Source organism: Staphylococcus nepalensis (assembly GCF_002442935.1).
GTDB lineage: Bacteria > Bacillota > Bacilli > Staphylococcales > Staphylococcaceae > Staphylococcus > Staphylococcus nepalensis.
On the sequence record NZ_CP017466.1, the window covers coordinates 2,143,215 to 2,165,358 of the forward strand.

Annotated in this window: 23 protein-coding genes and 1 pseudogene; 7 read left to right on the forward strand and 17 right to left on the reverse strand. The window is 32.7% G+C overall.

Annotated elements, in window-relative coordinates; all coding sequences use genetic code 11:
• Window positions 1-7: 7 nt before the first annotated feature.
• Genes BJG89_RS10165 through opp3b form a run of 4 tightly spaced genes read right to left on the reverse strand, consistent with a single transcriptional unit; the run spans window position 8 to window position 4,035 of the window.
• Complete coding sequence (locus BJG89_RS10165; RefSeq protein WP_198401701.1) at window positions 8-949, reverse strand: ABC transporter ATP-binding protein; 942 nt, start codon at window positions 947-949, stop codon at window positions 8-10.
• On the reverse strand, window positions 939-2,024 hold the full coding sequence (locus tag BJG89_RS10170; protein WP_096810483.1) for an ABC transporter ATP-binding protein: 1,086 nt from the start codon (window positions 2,022-2,024) through the stop codon (window positions 939-941). Before BJG89_RS10170 ends, BJG89_RS10165 begins: the two co-directional genes overlap by 11 nt.
• A 17-nt stretch (window positions 2,025-2,041) precedes the next feature.
• Complete coding sequence (gene opp3C / locus BJG89_RS10175) at window positions 2,042-3,109, reverse strand: oligopeptide ABC transporter permease (protein WP_096810484.1); 1,068 nt, start codon at window positions 3,107-3,109, stop codon at window positions 2,042-2,044.
• A complete protein-coding gene (gene opp3b / locus BJG89_RS10180) occupies window positions 3,109-4,035 on the reverse strand; it encodes an oligopeptide ABC transporter permease (protein ID WP_096810485.1) in 927 nt (308 codons plus the stop codon). Before opp3b ends, opp3C begins: the two co-directional genes overlap by 1 nt.
• A 255-nt stretch (window positions 4,036-4,290) precedes the next feature.
• Between opp3b and BJG89_RS10185 the strand changes: the two genes are divergently transcribed.
• On the forward strand, window positions 4,291-4,665 hold the full coding sequence (locus tag BJG89_RS10185) for a DUF3899 domain-containing protein (RefSeq protein WP_096810486.1): 375 nt from the start codon (window positions 4,291-4,293) through the stop codon (window positions 4,663-4,665).
• A gap of 53 nt (window positions 4,666-4,718) precedes the next feature.
• Here BJG89_RS10185 and BJG89_RS10190 read toward each other — a convergent pair whose 3' ends face one another.
• From BJG89_RS10190 to BJG89_RS10200, 3 genes are all read right to left on the reverse strand, one after another.
• Window positions 4,719-5,951: an MFS transporter gene (locus tag BJG89_RS10190; RefSeq protein ID WP_096810487.1), complete on the reverse strand. Its 1,233-nt coding sequence runs from the start codon at window positions 5,949-5,951 to the stop codon at window positions 4,719-4,721.
• A gap of 392 nt (window positions 5,952-6,343) precedes the next feature.
• On the reverse strand, window positions 6,344-7,588 hold the full coding sequence (gene fabF, locus BJG89_RS10195; protein WP_096810488.1) for a beta-ketoacyl-ACP synthase II: 1,245 nt from the start codon (window positions 7,586-7,588) through the stop codon (window positions 6,344-6,346).
• A gap of 11 nt (window positions 7,589-7,599) precedes the next feature.
• A complete protein-coding gene (locus tag BJG89_RS10200; protein WP_096810489.1) occupies window positions 7,600-8,541 on the reverse strand; it encodes a beta-ketoacyl-ACP synthase III in 942 nt (313 codons plus the stop codon).
• Between the two features lie 226 nt (window positions 8,542-8,767).
• On the opposite strand from BJG89_RS10200, the gene BJG89_RS10205 reads away from it, so the two are divergent.
• On the forward strand, window positions 8,768-8,962 hold the full coding sequence (locus BJG89_RS10205; protein ID WP_096810490.1) for a DUF2929 family protein: 195 nt from the start codon (window positions 8,768-8,770) through the stop codon (window positions 8,960-8,962).
• Window positions 8,963-9,038: 76 nt separating this feature from the next.
• On the opposite strand, the gene clpB is transcribed toward BJG89_RS10205, so the two are convergent.
• Window positions 9,039-11,648, reverse strand: a complete 2,610-nt coding sequence (clpB, locus tag BJG89_RS10210) for an ATP-dependent chaperone ClpB (RefSeq protein WP_096810491.1) — start codon at window positions 11,646-11,648, stop codon at window positions 9,039-9,041.
• A gap of 316 nt (window positions 11,649-11,964) precedes the next feature.
• Between clpB and BJG89_RS10215 the strand changes: the two genes are divergently transcribed.
• Complete coding sequence (locus BJG89_RS10215; RefSeq protein WP_096810492.1) at window positions 11,965-12,384, forward strand: nuclear transport factor 2 family protein; 420 nt, start codon at window positions 11,965-11,967, stop codon at window positions 12,382-12,384.
• A 103-nt stretch (window positions 12,385-12,487) separates the two neighbouring features.
• Entirely contained in the window at window positions 12,488-13,192 is a 705-nt protein-coding gene (locus BJG89_RS10220) for an SDR family oxidoreductase (RefSeq protein WP_096810493.1), read from the forward strand.
• Between the two features lie 50 nt (window positions 13,193-13,242).
• On the opposite strand, the gene BJG89_RS10225 is transcribed toward BJG89_RS10220, so the two are convergent.
• From BJG89_RS10225 to BJG89_RS10235, 5 genes and pseudogenes are all read right to left on the reverse strand, one after another.
• Window positions 13,243-13,593 (reverse strand): ester cyclase, encoded by a 351-nt coding sequence (locus BJG89_RS10225; protein ID WP_232514171.1) that lies wholly within the window; start codon window positions 13,591-13,593, stop codon window positions 13,243-13,245.
• A gap of 32 nt (window positions 13,594-13,625) precedes the next feature.
• On the reverse strand, window positions 13,626-13,826 hold the full coding sequence (locus tag BJG89_RS14600) for a hypothetical protein (RefSeq protein ID WP_182478046.1): 201 nt from the start codon (window positions 13,824-13,826) through the stop codon (window positions 13,626-13,628).
• 53 nt (window positions 13,827-13,879) lie between these two features.
• Entirely contained in the window at window positions 13,880-14,143 is a 264-nt protein-coding gene (locus BJG89_RS14605; RefSeq protein ID WP_182478048.1) for an MBL fold metallo-hydrolase, read from the reverse strand.
• A gap of 193 nt (window positions 14,144-14,336) precedes the next feature.
• A pseudogene (locus BJG89_RS15055) lies at window positions 14,337-14,479 on the reverse strand (hypothetical protein); the annotation flags it as partial.
• A 274-nt stretch (window positions 14,480-14,753) separates the two neighbouring features.
• Window positions 14,754-15,062, reverse strand: a complete 309-nt coding sequence (locus BJG89_RS10235; protein WP_019469047.1) for a metal-sulfur cluster assembly factor — start codon at window positions 15,060-15,062, stop codon at window positions 14,754-14,756.
• A 113-nt stretch (window positions 15,063-15,175) separates the two neighbouring features.
• Between BJG89_RS10235 and BJG89_RS10240 the strand changes: the two genes are divergently transcribed.
• Both BJG89_RS10240 and BJG89_RS10245 read left to right on the forward strand, forming a co-directional pair.
• Window positions 15,176-16,018 carry a Cof-type HAD-IIB family hydrolase gene (locus BJG89_RS10240; protein WP_096810494.1) on the forward strand — a complete coding sequence of 281 codons (843 nt, stop codon included), beginning with the start codon at window positions 15,176-15,178 and terminating at the stop codon, window positions 16,016-16,018.
• A 29-nt stretch (window positions 16,019-16,047) separates the two neighbouring features.
• Window positions 16,048-17,370 (forward strand): CoA-disulfide reductase, encoded by a 1,323-nt coding sequence (locus tag BJG89_RS10245; protein ID WP_096810495.1) that lies wholly within the window; start codon window positions 16,048-16,050, stop codon window positions 17,368-17,370.
• Window positions 17,371-17,655: 285 nt separating this feature from the next.
• Here BJG89_RS10245 and BJG89_RS10250 read toward each other — a convergent pair whose 3' ends face one another.
• A complete protein-coding gene (locus BJG89_RS10250; protein WP_096810496.1) occupies window positions 17,656-18,564 on the reverse strand; it encodes a ketopantoate reductase family protein in 909 nt (302 codons plus the stop codon).
• A 137-nt stretch (window positions 18,565-18,701) separates the two neighbouring features.
• Here BJG89_RS10250 and BJG89_RS10255 point away from each other — a divergent pair, with 137 nt between their 5' ends.
• Window positions 18,702-19,223 (forward strand): TetR/AcrR family transcriptional regulator, encoded by a 522-nt coding sequence (locus BJG89_RS10255; protein ID WP_096810497.1) that lies wholly within the window; start codon window positions 18,702-18,704, stop codon window positions 19,221-19,223.
• A 141-nt stretch (window positions 19,224-19,364) separates the two neighbouring features.
• Here the strand turns inward: BJG89_RS10255 and BJG89_RS10260 are convergent, their stop codons facing one another.
• From BJG89_RS10260 to BJG89_RS10270, 3 genes are all read right to left on the reverse strand, one after another.
• The gene (locus BJG89_RS10260) at window positions 19,365-19,754 is read right to left on the reverse strand and encodes a YisL family protein (RefSeq protein WP_096810498.1); all 390 of its coding nucleotides are present in this window, start codon (window positions 19,752-19,754) and stop codon (window positions 19,365-19,367) included.
• A 231-nt stretch (window positions 19,755-19,985) separates the two neighbouring features.
• Window positions 19,986-20,891 (reverse strand): fumarylacetoacetate hydrolase family protein, encoded by a 906-nt coding sequence (locus BJG89_RS10265; protein WP_096810499.1) that lies wholly within the window; start codon window positions 20,889-20,891, stop codon window positions 19,986-19,988.
• 117 nt (window positions 20,892-21,008) lie between these two features.
• Entirely contained in the window at window positions 21,009-22,139 is a 1,131-nt protein-coding gene (locus BJG89_RS10270) for a DUF418 domain-containing protein (protein ID WP_232514172.1), read from the reverse strand.
• Between the last annotated feature and the right edge of the window lie 5 nt (window positions 22,140-22,144).

Here is a 22,144-nt window from a genome sequence, read left to right on the forward strand (position 1 = left end):
CCCTTCCCTAAACAGATGATGCGTGTGTTTCAGATTTTAACGTCTCTGCTTCTTCATCTGTTGTAAATACATAATGTCCTGGTTGTATTTCATTTAATGAACGTTTGTCATTGTTTGAAGTATCTTCTTTATACACTGTTCTTTTACGTGAACGTTCGCTTTCAGGATCTGGTTGTGGCACAGCAGAAAGTAAAGATTTAGTGTATGGATGCATTGGATTGTTATATATTTCATCTGCAGAACCCAATTCAACAATCTTACCAAAGTGCATAACTGCGATTCTATCTGAAATATACTTAACCATGGAAAGGTCATGGGCAATAAATAGAAAAGTGATGTTGTGTTCTTGCTGCAATTTCAATAATAAGTTGACAACTTGGGCTTGAATTGATACATCTAGTGCTGATATAGGCTCATCTGCAATAATAAATTCAGGCTCCACAGCTAAAGCACGGGCAATACCAATACGTTGTCTTTGACCACCAGAGAATTCATGGGGATAACGATTAGCATGTTCTTTACTAAGTCCTACTGTTTCTAATAAATCATATACTCTCTTCTTACGGTCTTTTATGCTACTCGCAAGCTTATGAATATCTATGCCTTCTGCAACAATATCCATGACCTTTAATCTTGGGTTTAAGGAAGCATATGGATCTTGAAATATCATTTGCATCTTTTTGTTGAATTTTAATGAATCTTTACGGTTTTTTATTTTTTGAATATCCACCCCTTCGTAAAGAATTTCTCCATCTGTTATATCATTCAACTTAATAATTGCTTTACCGGTTGTAGATTTACCACAACCCGATTCACCTACTAAGCCAAATGTTTCCCCTTTAAATATATCAAATGATATATCTTCAATTGCGCGTACTTCGTTACGTTTTCCTTCATTAAAATACTGTTTAACATTTTTTACTTGCAGGAGTATCTCTTTATTTTGCATCATCAAACGCCACCCTTTCTACCTGTTGCGGTTTATCGTAATTATTAGGCATCTTACGCAAACGTTTTTGCACCATTTCTGGTGGGTCAATATAAGGCGCGCGTTCGTCAAGTAACCATGATTTTACAAAGTGTGTATCTGACACTTTGAACCATGGTGGTGGTGTCTTAAAATCTATATCTAATGCGTATTGACTACGTTCAGCGAAAGCATCACCCTTCGGTGGATGTAATAAATCTGGCGGCGTGCCTGGAATGGCTAATAATTCTGTTTCAACACCGGTAGTCAAATCAGGCATTGATGATAATAATCCCCATGTATATGGATGTTTAGGGTCATAAAATATTTCATCTACGTCCCCTGTTTCAACCATTTGTCCACCATACATAACAGCTACTCTGTCTGCTATATTAGCAACGACACCTAAGTCGTGTGTAATGAAGATAATCGAAGTACTAATTTTGCTTTGCAATTCTCTCATCAATTCTAATATTTGTGCTTGCATTGTCACATCAAGCGCTGTTGTCGGCTCATCTGCAATTAAAACCTTTGGTTCACACGCAAGCGCAGTTGCGATAACAATTCTCTGTCTTTGTCCACCTGAGAATTGATGTGGGTACGCGTTAAAACGCTTTTCAGCGTTGGGTAATCCAACTAAATTTAATATTTCTAATGCTCGTTTTTTAGCATTTGCTTTATTGTAATCTTTGTGTTTAATCAAAGGTTCCATGACTTGCTTACCTATTTTCATAGTAGGGTTGAGCGAAGTCATTGGATCTTGAAATATCATAGAAATATCTTTACCTCGTAATTTAATTAATTCTTCTTCTGATTTTTCAGCTAAATCTTCACCTAAAAAATTGATCGCGCCTTTTTTAATTCTTCCTGAATCACCTTGGAATAGTTTCGTAATAGCTTTGGTTGTCACTGATTTCCCTGAACCAGATTCACCAACGATTGCAAGCGTTTCTCCTTTATCTAGATAGAAATCCACCCCACGTACTGCCTGCACTTCCCCTGCGTCAATATCAAAGGAAACATGCAAATCGTTAACTTCTAATATTCTTTCTGACATAAATGTTGCCCCCTTTTTTATTTACGCATTTTAGGATCAAATGCATCCCGTAATCCATCACTAAATAGATAGAAAAATAAAATTAATAAACTTAAAATAACTGCCGGTATAAATAATTCATGTGGATGAATCAGTAACATTGCCCTACCTTCATTCACTAATGAACCAAGCGACGTACCCGGCGCTGGCACCCCAATACCAATAAAACTTAAGAACGCTTCGAAGAAGATAGCATTCGGTACTGTAAACATGGATGTAACAACAATAACGCCTAAAGTATTAGGTAAAATATGTTTAAATATAAGTTTGAGCTTAGATGCTCCTAGTGTCTGTGAAGCTAATACAAATTCTTGCCCTTTTAATTTTAAAAATTCTCCACGTACTACACGACTCATGCCTATCCATCCAGTGATTGCCATCGCTAGTATGATAGTCCATATGGATGGTTCGAAGATTAACACGAATAGAATAACTACAATCAATGTTGGTATTGATGCAACGATTTCAATAATACGCTGCATGACGTTGTCAAGCCGTCCACCAAAGAATCCGGAAATCGCACCATAAATAACACCTATAAAAATATCTAGTAATGCAGCGACAACACCAATAAATAATGATACTTGTGCACCTTGCCATGTACGCGACCATAAATCTCTACCGAGTTGGTCTGTCCCAAACCAGAAATTTTCATTAACGCTCGCTTCTTTATAAGCATCTACACCCTGTGCACCTTCACCATCAAATGGTAAAAAAGGAATTTGATCTAATACAGGTATTTTAGCTGGTAGATTACGTCTATCAACATCCTGTTCCGCATAATCATGTGAACTTAATAAAGGTCCAACTAAAGCGAGTATGACAATTATAATTAAACCAATCATCCCGACCACTGCTAATTTATTTCTTTTTAATTGTGACCATGCATCCTGCCAAAAGTTTTTACTTTCTCTTTGGATTTCTGGTTCTTTTTCCATATCATTGTTGCTTCTAATAAAATCTGATGCTGGGATTGCTTCTGAGGTATGTGTCATAACTGCATTTGAATAGTCTTTGTTTACTTTTTCATTTTTATTATCAGCCATTATTTTTTACCCCCTTGTACACGTATACGTGGATCAATGACACCATATAATATATCTACAAGGAATATAGAAACGATAAATAGTGTACTGAATAAAATCGTTGTTGCCATGATAACTGGGAAGTCATTCGTGGTAATCGATCTTACGAATTGGTCCCCTAAACCTGGCACACCAAAAATATTTTCAATGGTCAAAGTCCCAGTTAATATACTTGCTAACATAGGGACAATAATTGTAATTACTGGAATCAATGCGTTTCTTAACGCATGACCAAATAATACTCTCATAGTTGAATTACCTTTCGCACGTGCTAGTAAGATATAATCTGAACTTAATACTTCTATCATTTCTGCTCTTATGTATCTTGCCACCGTTGCTAATACTGCTGCTGAAAGTGCTAAAGATGGTAATACCGCTGTAGAAATACCTTCCCACCCGGCTACAGGGAACCACTGTAATCTTACAGAAAACACATATTGTAATAACACTGCTAATACAAATGATGGTACTGACACTGCGATAACTGAAATAACTGTCGCTGTATAGTCAACCCAAGTGTTTTGCCGGACTGCGGCAATGACCCCCAAAATAAGACCTAGTATAACGCCAATTACCATCGCTGTTAACCCCATTTCTAAAGATGGTAATAGTCTTGGTTTTATTAAATCCCACACTGGTTGGTTATCGTATTGGAATGAGTTACCAAAGTCCCCCGTAACAACATTCTTCAAATAACTGGCATACTGAACAGGTACTGGATCGTTTAAACCGTACTTTTCATTTAGAATTTGCTTCTGTTCTTCATTTAATTTTTCATCGTTAAATGGTGAACCTGGCATAAGCTTCATCAAGAAAAAAGTAATGGTAATAATGATGAATAACGATAGAACCATATACCCTAATCGTTTTAAGACATATTTAAGCATATCTTATCCCCCTTTAATTTCGAAATAAACATTCCCTTCACAATATTCAGAATATTTAATAACATTATACGTTTTGTTATGGTTTTAAGCAATATTCTATTGCGTTACTTTATTAAAGTTATTAAAAATGGATATTTTTTATTCATTTAATTAAATACTGTAGCTAACGAATTTATAGTTATTTATAGTTATTTTTATTCATTTTTTAGTTACTTTAAGTTACAATTAATTTAATTCTTTTTAGGAGGACACAACATGAAATATTTACAACATATCATCATATATTTACTGTTCACCCCCTTACTTTCATTTATTTTATGGTTGTTCACAGCACACACTTGGATAAATTTGATTAACGTCACTTTTTATATTTCCATGATTTTAGCGATCATTTTCTTTATCATTTTAATTACACAAGAGGGCATATTAGATCCAACAAGCTTTGGCTTTAGAAGGTTGAAGTATCAACTAACCAGAAAAAAACATAGACATACCTTAGACGAAGATGAATTCTTCAAACCAACTAAAGTTAAAAAGGATGTCTATATCATCTCACCTTGGGTTAAAATAGGATTTATCTGTAATCTTGCGTATATTGCGGTTTCAATTTTGATATCGTTTGCCATATAAAAAGACTGCATTAGATATCGTAGCGATTGCTATGATATAACTAATACAGTCTTTTAATTAGATTCAATGTTGGGATTAAAGAATAATGCATAATATAATAAGACAAAACCTATTAAAACTACACTAGCTACATAAATTGACATCATCCATGGTAATAAAAAAGCACCGAGAATAAGACCAAAGCGCGACAAAATATTCGCTCCAAAAAATGAAACCATACTAAAAGTAGCGTATGTGCTACGTTGGTCATTTGGTATCATTAAAAATCTTTGGGCATTTTGAATCGGAGAATATATTAATTCACCTAACGTAGCTATAACTGCAAAAATACATAACAATAAAAATGAGTTCGAAGCTGTAATCAAACTATAACCTACTGTATATAACAAAATCCCCAATACAAATATATATTTTTTAGAAGTGCCAGTGATTAAACGATTCACTGTAAACGTAAGTGTAACTACAACCAATGTGTTAATAATCATAATAACTGTAAACATCCTGACACCATCAATATAAAATTCTAAGAACGTGAAAGGTTCGAAATCTTTTTTTAACCTAACAATTACATAAGAATTTAGACTTAATTCTGCCATTAAGACAAACATATACCCTAAGTTAAAAATCATATAATACTTGTCTTTGATAACAGTATGGTAACTTTTCAAAAAATCTTTGAATTTAGAAGATAATTCATCTTTATGAGCATAAATTTGTTCAACGTCATAGAATTTTTCAAATAAAAACCAACTGATTAACATGGCAATAAAAAACATAATAAATAATAAATGTTTATGTTCCAAATAAAGCAAGGCACCTAGCAACATACCTAAGCCCGTGCTTATATTAAACATCCAATAATTAAATTGATACACGAACTCTCTTACTTCTTCATAAATTGCGTCCATAATTGCTGCCTCAAATATAGGTTCACTTGCAGCAAATAACATTTGAAAAATAAAGATTGTTACACAAAATACGACTAAGCCGATGCCATCCATAGTGACCGTAATACTTAAAATAATTAAGCATACAGCATAAAATGCATGTACATAATTCACTACTTTCTTTCTATTATAATTATCACCAATGTAGCCACCAACAAAGGACATAAAAAAATTCACTATAATGTTCGCAATTAAGAATGTACCTGCAAAAACTGCGCTAACTTTACTCGTTAAATATAATGCCAAAAAAGGGAGAATTGCTTGACTTGCCACAATCAAGATGAAATCTGCTATTAATCTTGTCTTTAGCGTGATTGACAATGTTAGAAATTTTTTCATCCTCATTCTCCTGACTCTTAATATGTGTTTTATTAATATAAGAATAACTTTAACATTTTAAACTTAACTGTAAACTAAGAATTTTAATATATTCAAAAAAGTTGGACGAAAAACTATTTTCTTATAAATTTTGCTGTCCACTCTGGCAGGAATGGCTAGACAAAAAGCTCAAATTTCATCAAAAATCAGTTTAGTCTTAATAATTATTATAGAGCGAACAAGCGTTTTATAAATGAATAAACTGCACCAAACGCATAGCGAATATTTTTTACAATAAAAAAACGAATGGTTTTTACTTTGTTTACGTAAAAACCATTCGTTTTATAAATATTTGAGAAGTTTATGTCCCAATTTTGTAGCAAAACTTTATATGTTTATAAATACAGAAAAAACTAATCGTTAAATTTCTTTAAAACGAGCACTGCGTTATGCCCACCAAATCCTAAACTATTACTCATCGCATAAGTAATATCTAGATCTTCAGCTTTATTAGGCACAATATCTAAGTCGCATTCTGGATCTGGTGATACGGCATGGATTGTTGGTGCAATACGTCCCTCTTTAATAGATAAAGCTGAGAATATAGCTTCTAAACCACCTGTTGCGCCTAATAAATGTCCAGTCATGGATTTGGTAGAACTGATTTTTAGTGCATTAGCTGCTTCGCCGAAAGTATTTTTAATCGCTTGAATCTCTGTTAAATCTCCGACTGGCGTACTTGTACCATGCGCATTTAAATATTGTATATCTTTAGCTTCGATACCAGCGTCGTCCATTGCAGCTTGCATTGCACGTGAACCGCCCTCACCTTCTGGTGCTGGTGCTGTAATATGGTAAGCATCGCCTGTTGAGCCATACCCTACTAATTCAGCATAAATTTCTGCGCCACGTGCTTTAGCTGACTCTAAAGATTCGAGTACAATGATACCTGCGCCTTCACCCATTACAAACCCATCACGACCTTCTTGGAATGGACGGCATGCTGTTTCTTTATCGTCATTCGTTGTTAACGCACGACTTGCGCTAAAGCCAGCTATTGCCATATGGGTGATAGGAGCTTCAGTTCCGCCTGTAATCATAGCGTCTGCATCACCACGTTGGATGATTTTAAATGCTTCTCCGATAGAATTAGTACCTGTCGCACATGCCGTTACAGTAGCACCGTTAGGTCCTTTTGCACCTAAATCAATAGAAACTTGTCCTGTTGCCATATCTGGAATTAACATTGGTACAAAGAAAGGACTTACACGTCTAGGGCCACGTTCTAACAATTGGCTATGTGACAATTCGAATGTTTCCATACCGCCAATGCCAGAACCGATCCAAACACCAATTCTATCGGCTGTGTTTGCATTAATATCTAATCTCGCATCATTTACAGCTTCTCTTGCAGCAACTACCGCATATTGAGTGAATCGGTCCATACGACGCGCTTCTTTTTTATCTATATGATCTTCTATATCGAAGTCTTTGAGTTCTCCAGCTAAATGGACTTTATATGCCGATGTATCTAAACGTGTAATTTCATCAATACCGCTTACGCCATTTAGTGCATTTTCCCATGTAGTTTTTGCATTATTACCAATTGGTGATAATGCACCCATTCCTGTTATTACAACACGTTGTTCTTTGCTCATATATTATCCTCCTATTTTCCCCATCTTATAGTTACAGCGCCCCAAGTAAGACCGCCACCAAATCCTACTAATACTAAGACATCATCGTCTTTAATTCTATCATTTTCTAACTCTTGAGCGATACTTAAGGGAATTGAAGCTGCTGAAGTATTTCCAAATTTATCTACTGATACACTCATTTTCTCTTTTGGAATACCTAATCGTTCTCTTGCAGACTCCATAATTCTAATATTTGCTTGATGTGGTATGAACATATCTATATCTTCTGGTTCTAAATTCGCTTTAGCTACAGCGTTATTAGACGCTTCGCCCATAATTCTAACAGCAAATTTAAATACTTCACGTCCATTCATAAATATTTTACCGTTATCTGGATTTAAATATAAGTATTCAGCGCCTGAACCATCTGAACCGAGTTCATAGCTTAAAATACCTCGTCCCTCTGACACTTCTCCAATAACGACTGCACCAGCCCCATCACCGAATAAAATGGCTGTCGAACGATCAGTAAAGTCAGTAATTTTTGATAATTTATCTGCACCTACAACTAGAACATTTTTATAATCGCCTGATTGTACAAATTGTTTCGCATTAATCATTGCATACATAAAACCACTACAAGCAGCTAACTGGTCCATAGAAGCAACTTTGCCAATACCTAGTCTGTCTTGTAATATATTGGCCACAGTTGGAAATGGAAAATCTCCTGTAGAAGTCGCAACAATAATCATATCTATATCTGTTGGTTCAATACCAGCATCTTTGATTGCTTTAACACTAGCTTGATAAGCTAAATCAGAAGTTTCTTCATCTTCATCAGCCCATCTTCTTTGTTTGATACCTGTCATTTTTGAAATCCATTCATCTGATGTTTCTAAAAATGTTTCAAAATAGGCATTTTCTACAACTTTTTCAGGTGCATATGCACCGAAACCTTTGATACCCACGTCCATCGTTGTACACCTTCTTAATAATTTTTTAATACCAGGTATTAATTTAACATAATACACAATTCCAATACAAGAACTTCAACTGTACAATAATCAAATTACATGCTTTATTATAATTTAAAGTAAATATGAGTACAATGAAAATTCTAGCTATATGAATTACTACTATACAAATAGCGCTTTCTTATTTATAATGAAAATATATATATTAAATTGGAGGCATTACATAATGAAATACCTCGCAGTGTTAGTTTGGGCTATACTTTTATTACAAATGACAAATTTCGTACTTAACAGTCTTGCTGGTGGGGGCACACTTAACTTAATCGCCCCTATTGTAGGTGCTGTTGTATTTACAATCCTTGTAGTATTGTTTGACATGGTAATAAAATCTTCAAAACATGATACAAATGAACAGCATTAATCATTTATAACTCAATTAATATAAAAAGCTCAGTAGCAATGAATACATTGCTACTGAGCTTTTTTCTTCTTACAATTTAAATCATTTCTGGTTCAATTTCTTCAAATGTTAATCCATCACCTGATAGATCAATTTTGATTACAGTACCTTCTGGTAAGTTTTCTCTAATCATTTTACGAGCAAGTGGTGTTTCAATTTGTCTTTGTACAAATCGTTTAAGCGGTCTTGCACCAAATTGAGGTTCGTACGCTTCTTCACCTAACCATGCTTTTGCTTTATCTGAAACATCAATAGAAATGCGTTGTTCCATCAGTCTAATATTCAACTGTGTTAAAATTTTATCAACAATCAGACTCATATCATTAATAGATAATGGTTTGAATAATACAATATCGTCCATACGGTTAATGATTTCTGGTTTGAAATATTGATTTAAACTGTTCATAACTGCTTTTTCTGTTGGTTCGGTGATTACGCCTGTATCTTTTACATTTTCTAATAAAATCTGAGAACCAATATTACTTGTCATAATGATAATGGTATTTTTAAAGTCCACTTCCCGACCTTGTGAATCAGTTAAACGCCCTTCTTCTAGTATTTGTAATAACACATTGAACACATCTGAATGTGCTTTTTCAATTTCATCTAGGAGAATAACTGAATAAGGGTTACGGCGTATTGATTCTGTCAATTGTCCGCCTTCTTCATGGCCAACATAACCTGGAGGTGCTCCAATTAAACGAGAGACAGAATGTTTTTCCATGTATTCACTCATATCTATACGAACCATATGTTTCTCTGAATCGAATAAAGTGGATGCTAATGACTTAGCTAATTCTGTTTTCCCTACTCCTGTAGGCCCCAAGAATAAGAAACTTCCAATTGGTCTATTTGGGTCTTTGATACCTGCACGAGCTCTTACCACTGCGTCTGAAACAAGGTCTACTGCTTTATCTTGACCTACTACGCGTTCGTGTAATATATCAGCTAGGTTTAAGAGTTTCTCTCTTTCCGTTTCGACTAATTTAGAAACTGGGATGCCCGTCCAAGAACTTACAATATCGCCGATTTCTTCATCAGTCACAATTTCACGAATGATACGTTCGTTATCTTCATTTTGTTCACTTTGGAAAGCATCTTCTAACTCGCGTAATTCTTTTTCTAAGGCTGGAATTTTACCATGTTGTAATTCCGCGGCTTTTTCTAAATTGTAGTTGTTTTCTGCATCTTCTAATGCTTTTCTACTTTCATCTAATTCTGAACGTTTGTCTTGTAATTTAGCTATTTTTTCTTTTTCTTCTTCCACGCGTGATTGAATAGAACTTTGTTTTTCTTTTTCATTAGCTAATTCTTCTTGAAGCTCTTGTAAACGTTGTTTACTTGCATTATCTGATTCATTTTTTAATGCAGATTCTTCGATTTCCAATTGCATCACACGACGATTGACTTGATCTAATTCTGTTGGGTTTGAACCCATTTCAGTACGTATTGTTGCACATGCTTGGTCTACTAAATCAATCGCTTTATCCGGTAAAAATCGATCAGTGATATAACGATCAGATAATTCAGCTGCCGCCACAAGTGCTCTATCTTGTATGCGAACACCATGATATACTTCATAACGTTCTTTTAAACCACGCAATATGGAAATGGTATCTTCAACATCTGGTTCAGATACATTTACTTTTTGGAAACGACGCTCTAACGCTGAATCTTTTTCAATATATTCTCTGTATTCATTTAAAGTTGTCGCTCCAATACAATGTAGCTCTCCTCGAGCAAGCATTGGTTTTAACATATTTCCTGCGTCCATTGCACCTTCAGTCTTACCAGCGCCTACAAGCATATGAATTTCATCAATAAATAAAATGATTCTTCCATCTGATTCTTTCACTTCTTTAAGCACTGCTTTTAATCTTTCTTCGAATTCACCACGATATTTAGCACCTGCAACAAGGGCACTTAAATCAAGTTCAAAAATCGTTTTGTCTAATAAAGATTCTGGTACATCTTTACGCACAATACGTTGCGCTAGGCCTTCAACAATGGCGGTTTTACCGACGCCGGGTTCCCCTATTAGTACAGGGTTATTTTTTGTTTTTCTACTCAAGATTCGAATGGAGTTACGAATTTCTTCGTCACGGCCAATAACTGGATCCATGTTACCTTGACGGACTTCTTCAACTAAATCTCGACCATATTTTTCTAAAGCTTCATAGTTGGCTTCTGGATTTTGTGATGTCACACGATTGCCTCCTCTAATTTTTTTAATAATTTCTTCAACAACTTCTTGTTTATTCCCTACAAATTGTTTAGTTGTATCGTCTATATCCATTGCAGCTAATACAATATGTTCCATAGATATATAGTCATCTTCATATTGATTCATATAAGATTCTGCTTTGTTTAATAAGTTATTAGCGTTTTGACTAATATATTGTCCATATTGAATATTATCGCCTTGAACTGATGGATATTTTTCTAATTTTGCATTATATGTTTGGTTTAATTGTTCTGTATCAATATTTGCTCTATCAAATATACTTTTAAATAAACTATCATTTTCTGTTAATGCTGCTGATAAGACAGCTTCAATTTCAATATTTTGATTTTCATTTGTTTTTGCTAATTCAATTGCTTTTTGCAAAGCACCTTGAACAGCATAGGTCATTTGATTTATGTCCAAAATGATTCACCTCACCATTTAATGATTGATCAATAAAGTAAGTTTGACTTTGACTTTCTTTGACCTTATATACATTATATAACTTCTTATTAAATTAATCAACAATAAAGATCGCTTTTTCATATTATTTTTATGAGAATTGAAAGCTTGCTACATCGTATATTTTGCCCGTTTAACGTAAAATAAAACATGCATTTATTATAAGTAAATAAATTCAACTAGCATTTTCAAACTGCTTAACTAAGTAAATACAATGACAGTTGTTATAATTATGTTACGATTATTGTAAATAGACAATATAAGGAAGTGTGCTTACATGGAACAAGAAATTAAAAAACCAATACCACCTTTCAATAAGCAAACAGCGTTGGAAAAAGTAAAGATAGCTCAAGACGCATGGAATACAAGAAATCCAGAAAAAGTTTGTCTCGCTTATACGGAAGACTCAAAATGGAGAAACCGTACTGAATTTTTTGAAGGACGCGAAGCAATCAAGTCTTTTTTATATAGAAAATGGAATAAAGAGCTTGATTATAAATTAATGAAAGAATTATGGTGTTACACAGACAACCTTATTTCTGTCCGATTTGAATACGAATGGCGAGATGCAGAATCAAATCAATGGATGCGTACACATGGCAATGAACATTGGGAATTTAATAAAAATGGTCTCATGACTAGAAGAGATATGAGTGCAAATGATTACCCAATTAACAAAGATGATAGAAAATACTAGAATCAAATATAGATTAATGAAGCTGACTAAAATTAACTATATTTTCATAATCATAAAGGAAAACAAAAAAACATTTATACTGTTAACCAAAGGAGATAACAATATGTCCCAAAACTTAATATATAAGACTGCATTAGTGACAGGCGCGACGAGTGGTATAGGTAAAGCCATCACAAAAAAATTACATCAAATGAATATGAACGTAGTAGCTGTAGCTAGAAACCAAGATAAATTAGATAGTTTAGCTTTCGAATTAAATAACGACTCTACATTACTCACGATACAAGCAGATGTTTCTAATAAAAAAGAAATAGAATTTGTAGTTAAACAAGCCGTAACGCATTTTGAGACAGTTGATGTTCTTGTTAATAATGCTGGGAAAATGGGCTCTAGTAGAATTTTAGATGGTTCGTTATCTGATTGGGAAGATATGATTGATATAAATATTAAAGGCTTACTTTATGGTGTAAATTCGGTAATTGGAAATATGGTCAATAATCAAAAAGGTCATATCGTCAATATTTGTTCCGATTCAGGGTTTGAAGTTATTGAGCGTTTATCTGTTTATTGTGCTACAAAATTCTCTGTGCGCGCTATTTCTATTGGTTTAGAAAAAGAATTAGCTAATACAGGCGTACGGGTAACAAACATATCACCAGGTATGGTGGAAACAGAGCTCAGTTCGAAAAGCCCTTTTGAAGAAAACAGGAAAAAATTAGAACCTAAAGATATTGCCAATGCTGTATCCTATGCTATTTCTCAACCAAATCATGTTAACGTTAACGAAGTCACTGTACGCCCCACTTAAAATCGTTTTTTATTTCTAAACTTTAATTTGGTTTGTAATATCATTGATATCTACATGCGATTTTTTTCTACAATTTTGTTATCTTTAAATTTTAAAAGCATCATTAATGAGAACCTCACATGTTTGCCATTAGGCCTAACGCCATTAAATGGTGTACCAGTATGCTTACCTTCAAACGTTAGATATACTGCTGCGCTGTTATTGTTGCCTAAAATAATTTCTTTAACTGGCATTTTAAAATCTGGAAAAGCAGCGAAGTTTTTTCCTTCAGACACTTTTAACCCTTCTACACCATAGTATGGCGTATCAATTTGTGGATAAAATACAAAATCATCATGACAGAATGTCTTTAATTCTTCGTAATCTTCATTTTCAATAAGTTTATAAAATGCTTTTATCAATTCTTTTCTGTTTTTTCATAATATGACCTCAATTAAAATTTATATTTATCTCCGTCTTCTGGGATAAGAATTTGTGAATCGAAGTTATTTGTTTTAGCAAATTGTTTTAAATCGCTTCTTGATAAATTCCAATGGTTAACAGCTCCCATATGAACAACGATTATATTTGAACCAGGCGCTTTTTCGGCAACTTTTTGAATATCAACTTCATCCCTAATTAAAGAGCCGCCCATATTAAACTGGTTATCACCGCCATTAACAACGATTATTTCTGTCTTATATGACTCTAATGTTTTTTCAACTTCTCATACCACACTGTATCACCAGCAACGTATAATGTTTTTTCATTTTCGTTTTTGAATATTAATCCACATACATTACCCGCAATTTTTAGCACTTCTCCTCGCCCATGTTGGGCAGGTGTTTTAATGAGTGTTATTTCTCCGAGATAATTTGTTTTTTCAAAAATTTGAACGTTAGTAAAGCCAACATTTCTTACTTCTTCTGCATCTTCACCGTTTTGTGTATATATTTTAATATCTTTATGCAATAATCTCTGAGCAGTGGCTTAATTTCCGTATAAAATTGGTTTTTATTTAATTGTTTTGGAGTCGTTTTCCCAAAGAAATTCACATCATCTACTGAAATAGGTCTCACTAAATAATTATCATATACTTCTGTTTTAAATGACGTTTTCTTATCAGAGACCGTTTTTTCCCCAATTTATCGAACGCTCCAACAAATACAAATAAACTAGTAATTAAATATCCTGAAATAACAAAAAAGTATCGACACCGATAAAGCCACCCGTTAGCCATTACTTATTTAAATGATAGATTATAATACTTATTACAACGATTGCTCTTAATCCATCTAAACCAGGCATATACCGAATTTGATACTTTACATGATTATTTTTTAAATTATGTCCATTTCTCCTCAAACTTTCTAAAATTTACATAAATACCCCTATATCACTTTGATTTACCTAGTTATTGTAATATAACTGCAATTATTTTAATGATTTGAACAATAAAAAATCTGAAATATTATATAGCGCATTGTAAAAAGAGCCTCAATTACAAAAATAAAAAAACTAGCCTAAGTTAGCGATACACATAGTTATGTGTCCCAACTCAAACTAGTTTTTAATCAATATATTAACCTATACCAAGCGCAATTTTAGCATAACGTGACATCATTTCTTTACTCCATGGTGGACTCCAAACGATATTTACTTCTGTATCTGAAATCTCAGGAATTTCAGCTAACACCATTTTCACTTGGTTCATAATTTGCGGTCCAAGCGGGCATCCCATAGAAGTTAATGTCATTTCAACTGTACATAGTCCTTCATCATCAACGTCTACATTATATACTAAACCTAAGTTTACAATGTCAATGCCTAACTCAGGGTCAATTACCATCTCTAAAGCATTAAGTATGCTATCTTTTAATCCTTCGTCCATACTTCTCACCTCTCTGTATTTAATCATATTAACAATATATCAAATATCTTACAAAACGCCAATAAAATGCTATGATAATCATACATCATTTATTATATTTAAAGGAGATTTACATGAGTTCTTATTTAATTTGTTTAGACTTAGACGGAACACTATTAAACGATGACAAGGAAATTACATCTTATACGAAAAGGGTTTTAACTACATTACAAAATCAAGGTCATAAATTAATGATTGCAACAGGTAGACCTTATAGAGCAAGCCAAATTTATTACCATGAACTAAATATGAATACACCAGTTGTCAACTTCAATGGTGCTTTTGTACACCACCCTAAAAATGATCAATTCGAAATTATGCATGAAGTATTAGATTTAGGATTATCTCACGAGATTATTCAATCTCTTCAAAACTTTGGTGTTTCCAATATTATTGCTGAAGTAAGAGATTATGTCTTTTTAAATAATTTTGACCAAAAATTATTCGATGGGTTTTCAATGGGGAATCCCAAAATTGAAACTGGTGATTTACTTACCTCATTAAATGAGTCACCTACTTCACTTTTAGTTGAAGCTGAAGAATTTATGATTCCTAGAATTAAACAAATGCTCACACGTTTTTATGCTGAAAATATCGAACATCGTAGATGGGGGTCACCTTTCCCGGTGATCGAAATCGTAAGACAAGGTATTAGTAAAGCCAGAGGCATCGATTATGTAAAATCTTATTTAGATATCGATAGAAACCATATCATTGCGTTTGGTGACGAAGATAATGATTTAGAAATGATCAAATATGCTAAACACGGTATTGCTATGGAAAATGGCTTAGATGAACTTAAACATGTTGCAAACCACGTAACTTATTCAAATAACGAAGACGGCATAGGACGTTATTTAAATGATTATTTCAAATTAAATATCCCTTATGAAGAAAAAGTAGAATCACATATATAATCAATAGATTGATAGGGAGGTAATTGGTTATGGGTAAAATTTTAGTTGTTGGTGCCGTTGCAGGTGGCGCGACTGTTGCCAGCCAAATCAGAAGACTAGATAAAGATAGTGAAATTACAGTATTTGAAAAAGATAGAGACATGAGTTTTGCAAACTGTGCGCTCCCTTATTATTTAGGTGAAGTAATAGATTCAAGGGATAAAGTGCTTGAAGCAACGCCAGCGTCGTTCTATAAATCCAAACAAATTGTTGTGAAACCCTATCATGAAGTAACAGCAATCAATGATCATAAACAAACAATTACCGTTTATAATAGAATAGATCATACATCGTTTGAAGAAACGTATGATACTTTAATACTAAGTCCAGGATGTAGTGCTAACACTTTAAACTTAAACAGTAATATCAGTTTCACCTTAAGAAATATGGAAGATACAGATGAAATTGAAAACTTTATCGAAAATCAAAAAGTTAAAACTGCCCTTGTTATTGGTGCAGGGTATATTGGTCTGGAAGTATTAGATAATCTTCATGTTAGAGGGATTGATACTACATTAATCCATCGTTCTATGCGTGTTAACAAATTGATGGATGAAGATATGAATCAGCCTATTTTTGAAGAAATGGAAAAAAGAAATATTAACTATCGCTTAAATGAAGAAGTAGAAAAAGTCGATGGTAATAAAGTTCATTTTAAATCTGGAAAAATAGAAACATATGACATGATTATTGAAGGCGTCGGTGTGAAACCCAATTCTGAATTCATTAAATCATCTAATGTGATGTTAGACAGTAAGGGCTACATCGCAGTAAATGAACGCTTCCAAACAAATGTTAGTAATATTTATGCTTTAGGTGATGTTATCACTTCTCATTATCGTCATGTAGATTTAAATGCACATGTGCCATTAGCTTGGGGCGCTCATAGAGGGGCAAGTGTTATAGCAGAACAACTAGCTGGAGATGCATCTATACACTTTAAAGGTTATTTAGGGTCAAACATTGTAAAATGCTTCGATTATACCTTCGCTAGTGTTGGCGTGACGCCAAATGAATTATCAAATTTTGATTATCAAATAGTTGAAGCCAATCAAGGTGCACACGCAGGGTATTACCCAGGGAATACTAAATTACATTTACGTGTTTATTTTGAAAAATCAAGTAGACGTATCATACGTGCTGCAGCCGTTGGTAAAAAAGGCGTAGATAAACGCATCGACGTTTTATCTATGGCAATGATGAATAAACTAACCATTGATGAGTTGACTGAATTTGAAGTTGCTTACGCACCACCATATAGCAGACCCAAAGATATCATTAATATGATTGGCTACAAAGCTAGAAATAAATAAAAATAATCCCTTCTTGAAAAACACAAAGATATCGATGATTTCTATACGAGAACTAAGTAGAAATCATCGCTTTTATTATTTATATTAAATCCTTAACAATCACTTTATTTTTATTAGTACTTTAAAGTTTAGATTTCTATAAAACAGAATACTTTTATAAAAAATTGCTTATTTTTTATAAAGGGGTTCCATATTTTCTTAACCATATGTTTTAACAACTATAATAATGATATTAAATTCTTATTTACACCTAAAAATTAATAAACATAATACAATTCAACTTTATTATATCGATTCCCTAATCAAATCATCTAAATGATTTGTTGTTAACACCGTTGGCCTATTTAATAACTTTATATCTTCGTATAAAGCATTAACTTCTGAATTTGAACCTTGAATTTGATTTATCATTTTGATGTTAATAATTAATTTTAACAGCGGATAAGCAATATATTTAAATTTCTTAAAAAGTATCGACTGTAATTTTGGGATGATCTTATAGTTACTATGTTCAATTAATAAATGTAATTCATTATATGACTTAATGATGTTACTGATAAGTTGCTTTTGATTACCTTTATATTTATTTTTCAGTGATATCCCAGTATTTAGAAGTATTATCATTGCTGCATGCGACATTAACCAATCTTCGAATCTTGTTTCATAAGTTAATTTTATAGATGAATTTTTAAAAATTGTATCAAGTTTATGATGAAATGGCATTACGCCATTGAGATGGCTTACTTTTAATTCCCCTGCATTAAATCGAATAACAGTTGTTGCACTATCCCCTCTATTTCCGCCAGTCATTAAAAAACCAAAAGATATATTTTTATGTGTGATTGATTGGCGAAGTACTGTTTGACGAAGCTTATGGGGGTTAGTGTTATTACCTATAAAAATAATATTGGTACTTATATTTTGAGCTATTGAAGGTACAACTGAGTAAAAATCTGAATACTTCATTGTTACAAAGATAACATCATAGTTATCATTCTTACCTAAATGACTTATATAGTTAAAGTGATCCGTAGTTCTTTTATTTTGTAAGTAATGATTCAATACAACCCCTCTCTTATTTAAGTGTTTATAATTTTCACCTCTAGCTAATAATGTTATGTTATTATCAGTTTTGTTTAATGTATGTGCTAAATATTGCCCTTGTACTCCAGTGCCATAAATAAGAATATTCATATGCGTCCTCCTTTTTAACGAACATTTGTTCATTAACTTGAACTTATCATTATAAAAAGTTAAACTCAATAAACAAAATAAGTATATTGACGATTATTGAACAGATCTCAAAAATCGTTGATAAATGAGGAATAATTATGGATAAAAGAAAAGAAAAATCACGTCAACTTATTATCGAAAATTTTATAAAGCTAATGCAAAAAAAGGACATTGCTAAAATATCTATGAAAGATATTGCCGAAGCTTCTAATATCAATAGAGGAACGATTTATTTAAACTTTTTAGATAAATACGACATACTTAATCAATCATTAGATTTTATATTAGCTGAAGCAATTGAAAAATGCGAGCGTACGATGAACCTTCAACAAGATGGTAAAACAAATATGCGTGGAATACTCATAGCTATAGATAAACAATATGTTATCTTGAAACAATTAATACAAAAATCTGATTTAAATATATTAAGACAAACGCTTTCTGAAAAATTTATGCAATCTATAAGGCAGAAAGATAATGAAATAACATTACAATTTTTAGGTTCAGCAATAGTAGGTGTTATTATATGGTGGGTTGAGAACACTAGACCATGCTCTATTGATGAGTTAAGTAATGAACTATGGTATCTATTAGAACCGCATATTGATACATTTCTATAGAACATGTTAAAAATCAAAGTACGCGTTTGATACGCTATTTTAATGTTTACATATCATTGCGCCCTTCAATTTAAAATTATCTATCTACTGTCAAAATAAAAAAGATGCTACGACAATAAAGTCATAGCATCTTTTTTCACATTATAAACCAAACATTTGTGTAATTGGTCCTCGTGGTAAAATAACGCCGATAATCATAGTAATAATAAATACAACGATTGTCCCCCACAATAAACCGTGGCTTGGTTGTCCTTTTTTACGTTTAGTAACTGTAACTTCCATCAAAGCTACAACAGCTACACCGCAAATCATTTTCAATGTTAACAACATATGGCCACCTGAATTATCAGAACTAAATGCTTGAATCCAAACCCAAAATCCTGAAATTAAGACTAATACCATAAATAATCTTAATAACATATGAATAGGTTTAAAATAAGGTGTCGCGCCTTGTTTTTCAGAAAAATTAAAATATGCTGCAAAAAACAAGATAATTAGCAATACCCAACTTGCAATATGCATATGTAACATAAAAGATTACCCCCACACATTTTTACTTTATAAATATATAAAACAGAACTATACCATTCTTTTAACTATAAAATTAAAAGAATGCTTCTCTTATCATACTGAAAAAGTAACTGTATTTCAAAAAAATTCTGCACTGCTTATTTTATCCGTTATTTCATATTAAAGCAATATACTATTTTTGTTCCATTAAAAATAGACTAACTTTTGAGCTAGCCTACTTTTAATGTTTTATTATTTTTCTGCAATAAAGTTTGTTAGTGTTCCGATATTATCAATTGTTACTTTGACTTCATCGCCTGGTTGTAAGAACTTCGGAGGATTCATACCTGCACCTACACCAGCTGGTGTGCCTGTTGCAATAATATCTCCAGGATGTAAAGCAACATATTTAGAAATCTCTTCTATCAATTCGTCAATTTTAAGAATCATTTCACCTGTATTACCATCTTGGCGTATTTCATTGTTTACTTTAGTTACAATGTTAACATCTTCAGGCGTAGGTAATTCGTCCTTGGTTACAATATATGGTCCAATTGGACAACCGCCTGTTAAACTTTTAGATAAGAATGCTTGATCTTGTGCTTTTTGAGCTTTTCGATCAGTGATGTCATTAATAATAGTATAACCATATACATAATCAAGCGCTAAACCTTTAGGAATTTTTTCACCTGATTTACCAATTACAATGCCTAATTCACCTTCGTAATCTAACTGGTCTGTGATATCTTTATGATTCGGTATTGTACTGTTATCACCAGTTAATGATGAAGCTGCTTTTGTAAAGACATACAAGCGTTGAACTTCGTGGTTCAATTCACTTGCGTGATCTTGATAATTACGTCCAAAAGCAATCACATTATTTGTTGGCGTTACTGGCGGTAAAAATTCAATATCAGTAAACGACACTTTATAGTCTTCACCTCTACCACTATCTTCTGCTGCAACTACCGCTTTGCGAACTTGTTCTTGGAAATCGACAACTTGGTTTTGTTGAAGCCCATTTAATAATGTTTTCGGGTGGAATTCGCCTTCCGCAAAATCAGCAAAAACTTTTTTTAAGTCCCATGCAGCCTCTTCACGTTTAACTTTCACACCATAAGATGTCTGTCCTTCATGTCTGAATGATAGGAATTTCATTCAATATCAGCTCCTCATCTATATCTTACTACATATTATAACTATATTTACCAACAAATCACAAATAAATACCCACTATTTTCAAAAAATTCAATACTCTCTAACATTTTATAAATGCTATTTTAAATACGTTAACTTACGCCATAACCATTCAATCGGACCGTATCTATAATATTTTAGATAGAAGTAACAGAATACAAGCTGTATGCCATAAACAACTAATACAATAATATAAGATTGATATAAAGGTAACTGATTATATAAACTTAACCCTACGTAAATAAATGTAAAAATAAAACTCTGCATTAAATAGACTGTTAGACTTAACTTACCAGGGTATTTAAAAATGGTCAAAACATGCGAAAATTGCTTCAACTGACATAAATATAAACACAATAAAATATAACCAAATCCTACCAAAGGCCCGCCAATCATAGAACTAATCATATTGAAGCCTTGATGTCCATAATCAATTACATAAGGTATTTTAATCATATAACCTATGAGTAGTAACGTAATTAAAGATATGATTGTGCGGCTATGATTATGTTTTACTTTCTCTACCAAATTAAATTTTTGTGCTGCCATACCGAATAAGATATATGGTAAAAATTCAAAATATGCAGAAAATGTTACTGTATCTACGATGCTATTTAAATATTCTTTAACATTAATACTTAAAAAATTAGAATAAGTACCACTTTGTTTTAATGCTATAATTTCAGAAACAGACAAACCACTTATACTAAAAGTGCTGTATGGATTGTCGTTCAAAGTCATTAAAAACGCTGGTAACACAAGAATAATGATTTTCACTGCAAATAAAATGATTGCTGCTTTTAAAAGTTGTCTCGCAGTTTTTTTAATAAATAATACTGCTATCATTCCTGTAAATGCATAGCTGAATAAAATATCTCCTGAAAACAATAAGAAACCATGGAGCATACCTAATACCAATAAGAAAATGAAACGCCTATATATAAAAGGATAGTAATTCATCGATTTTTTTAAACGATTGGTGTACATGATTGCTAGTCCATAACCAAATAAAAAAGTAAATATAGGATAAAATGAACTGATCACAAAAAGGGTGATGCCACGTAACAAACTTTCATCAAAACCGCTTACCAAATCTGGAAGAAAAGCCTCTTCATACGGCATACTAAACACTAATATATTCATTAATAAAATGCCAAATAAACTCAATCCGCGTAAAGCATCTAACTCAAAAATCCGCCGCTGTTTCAATACCT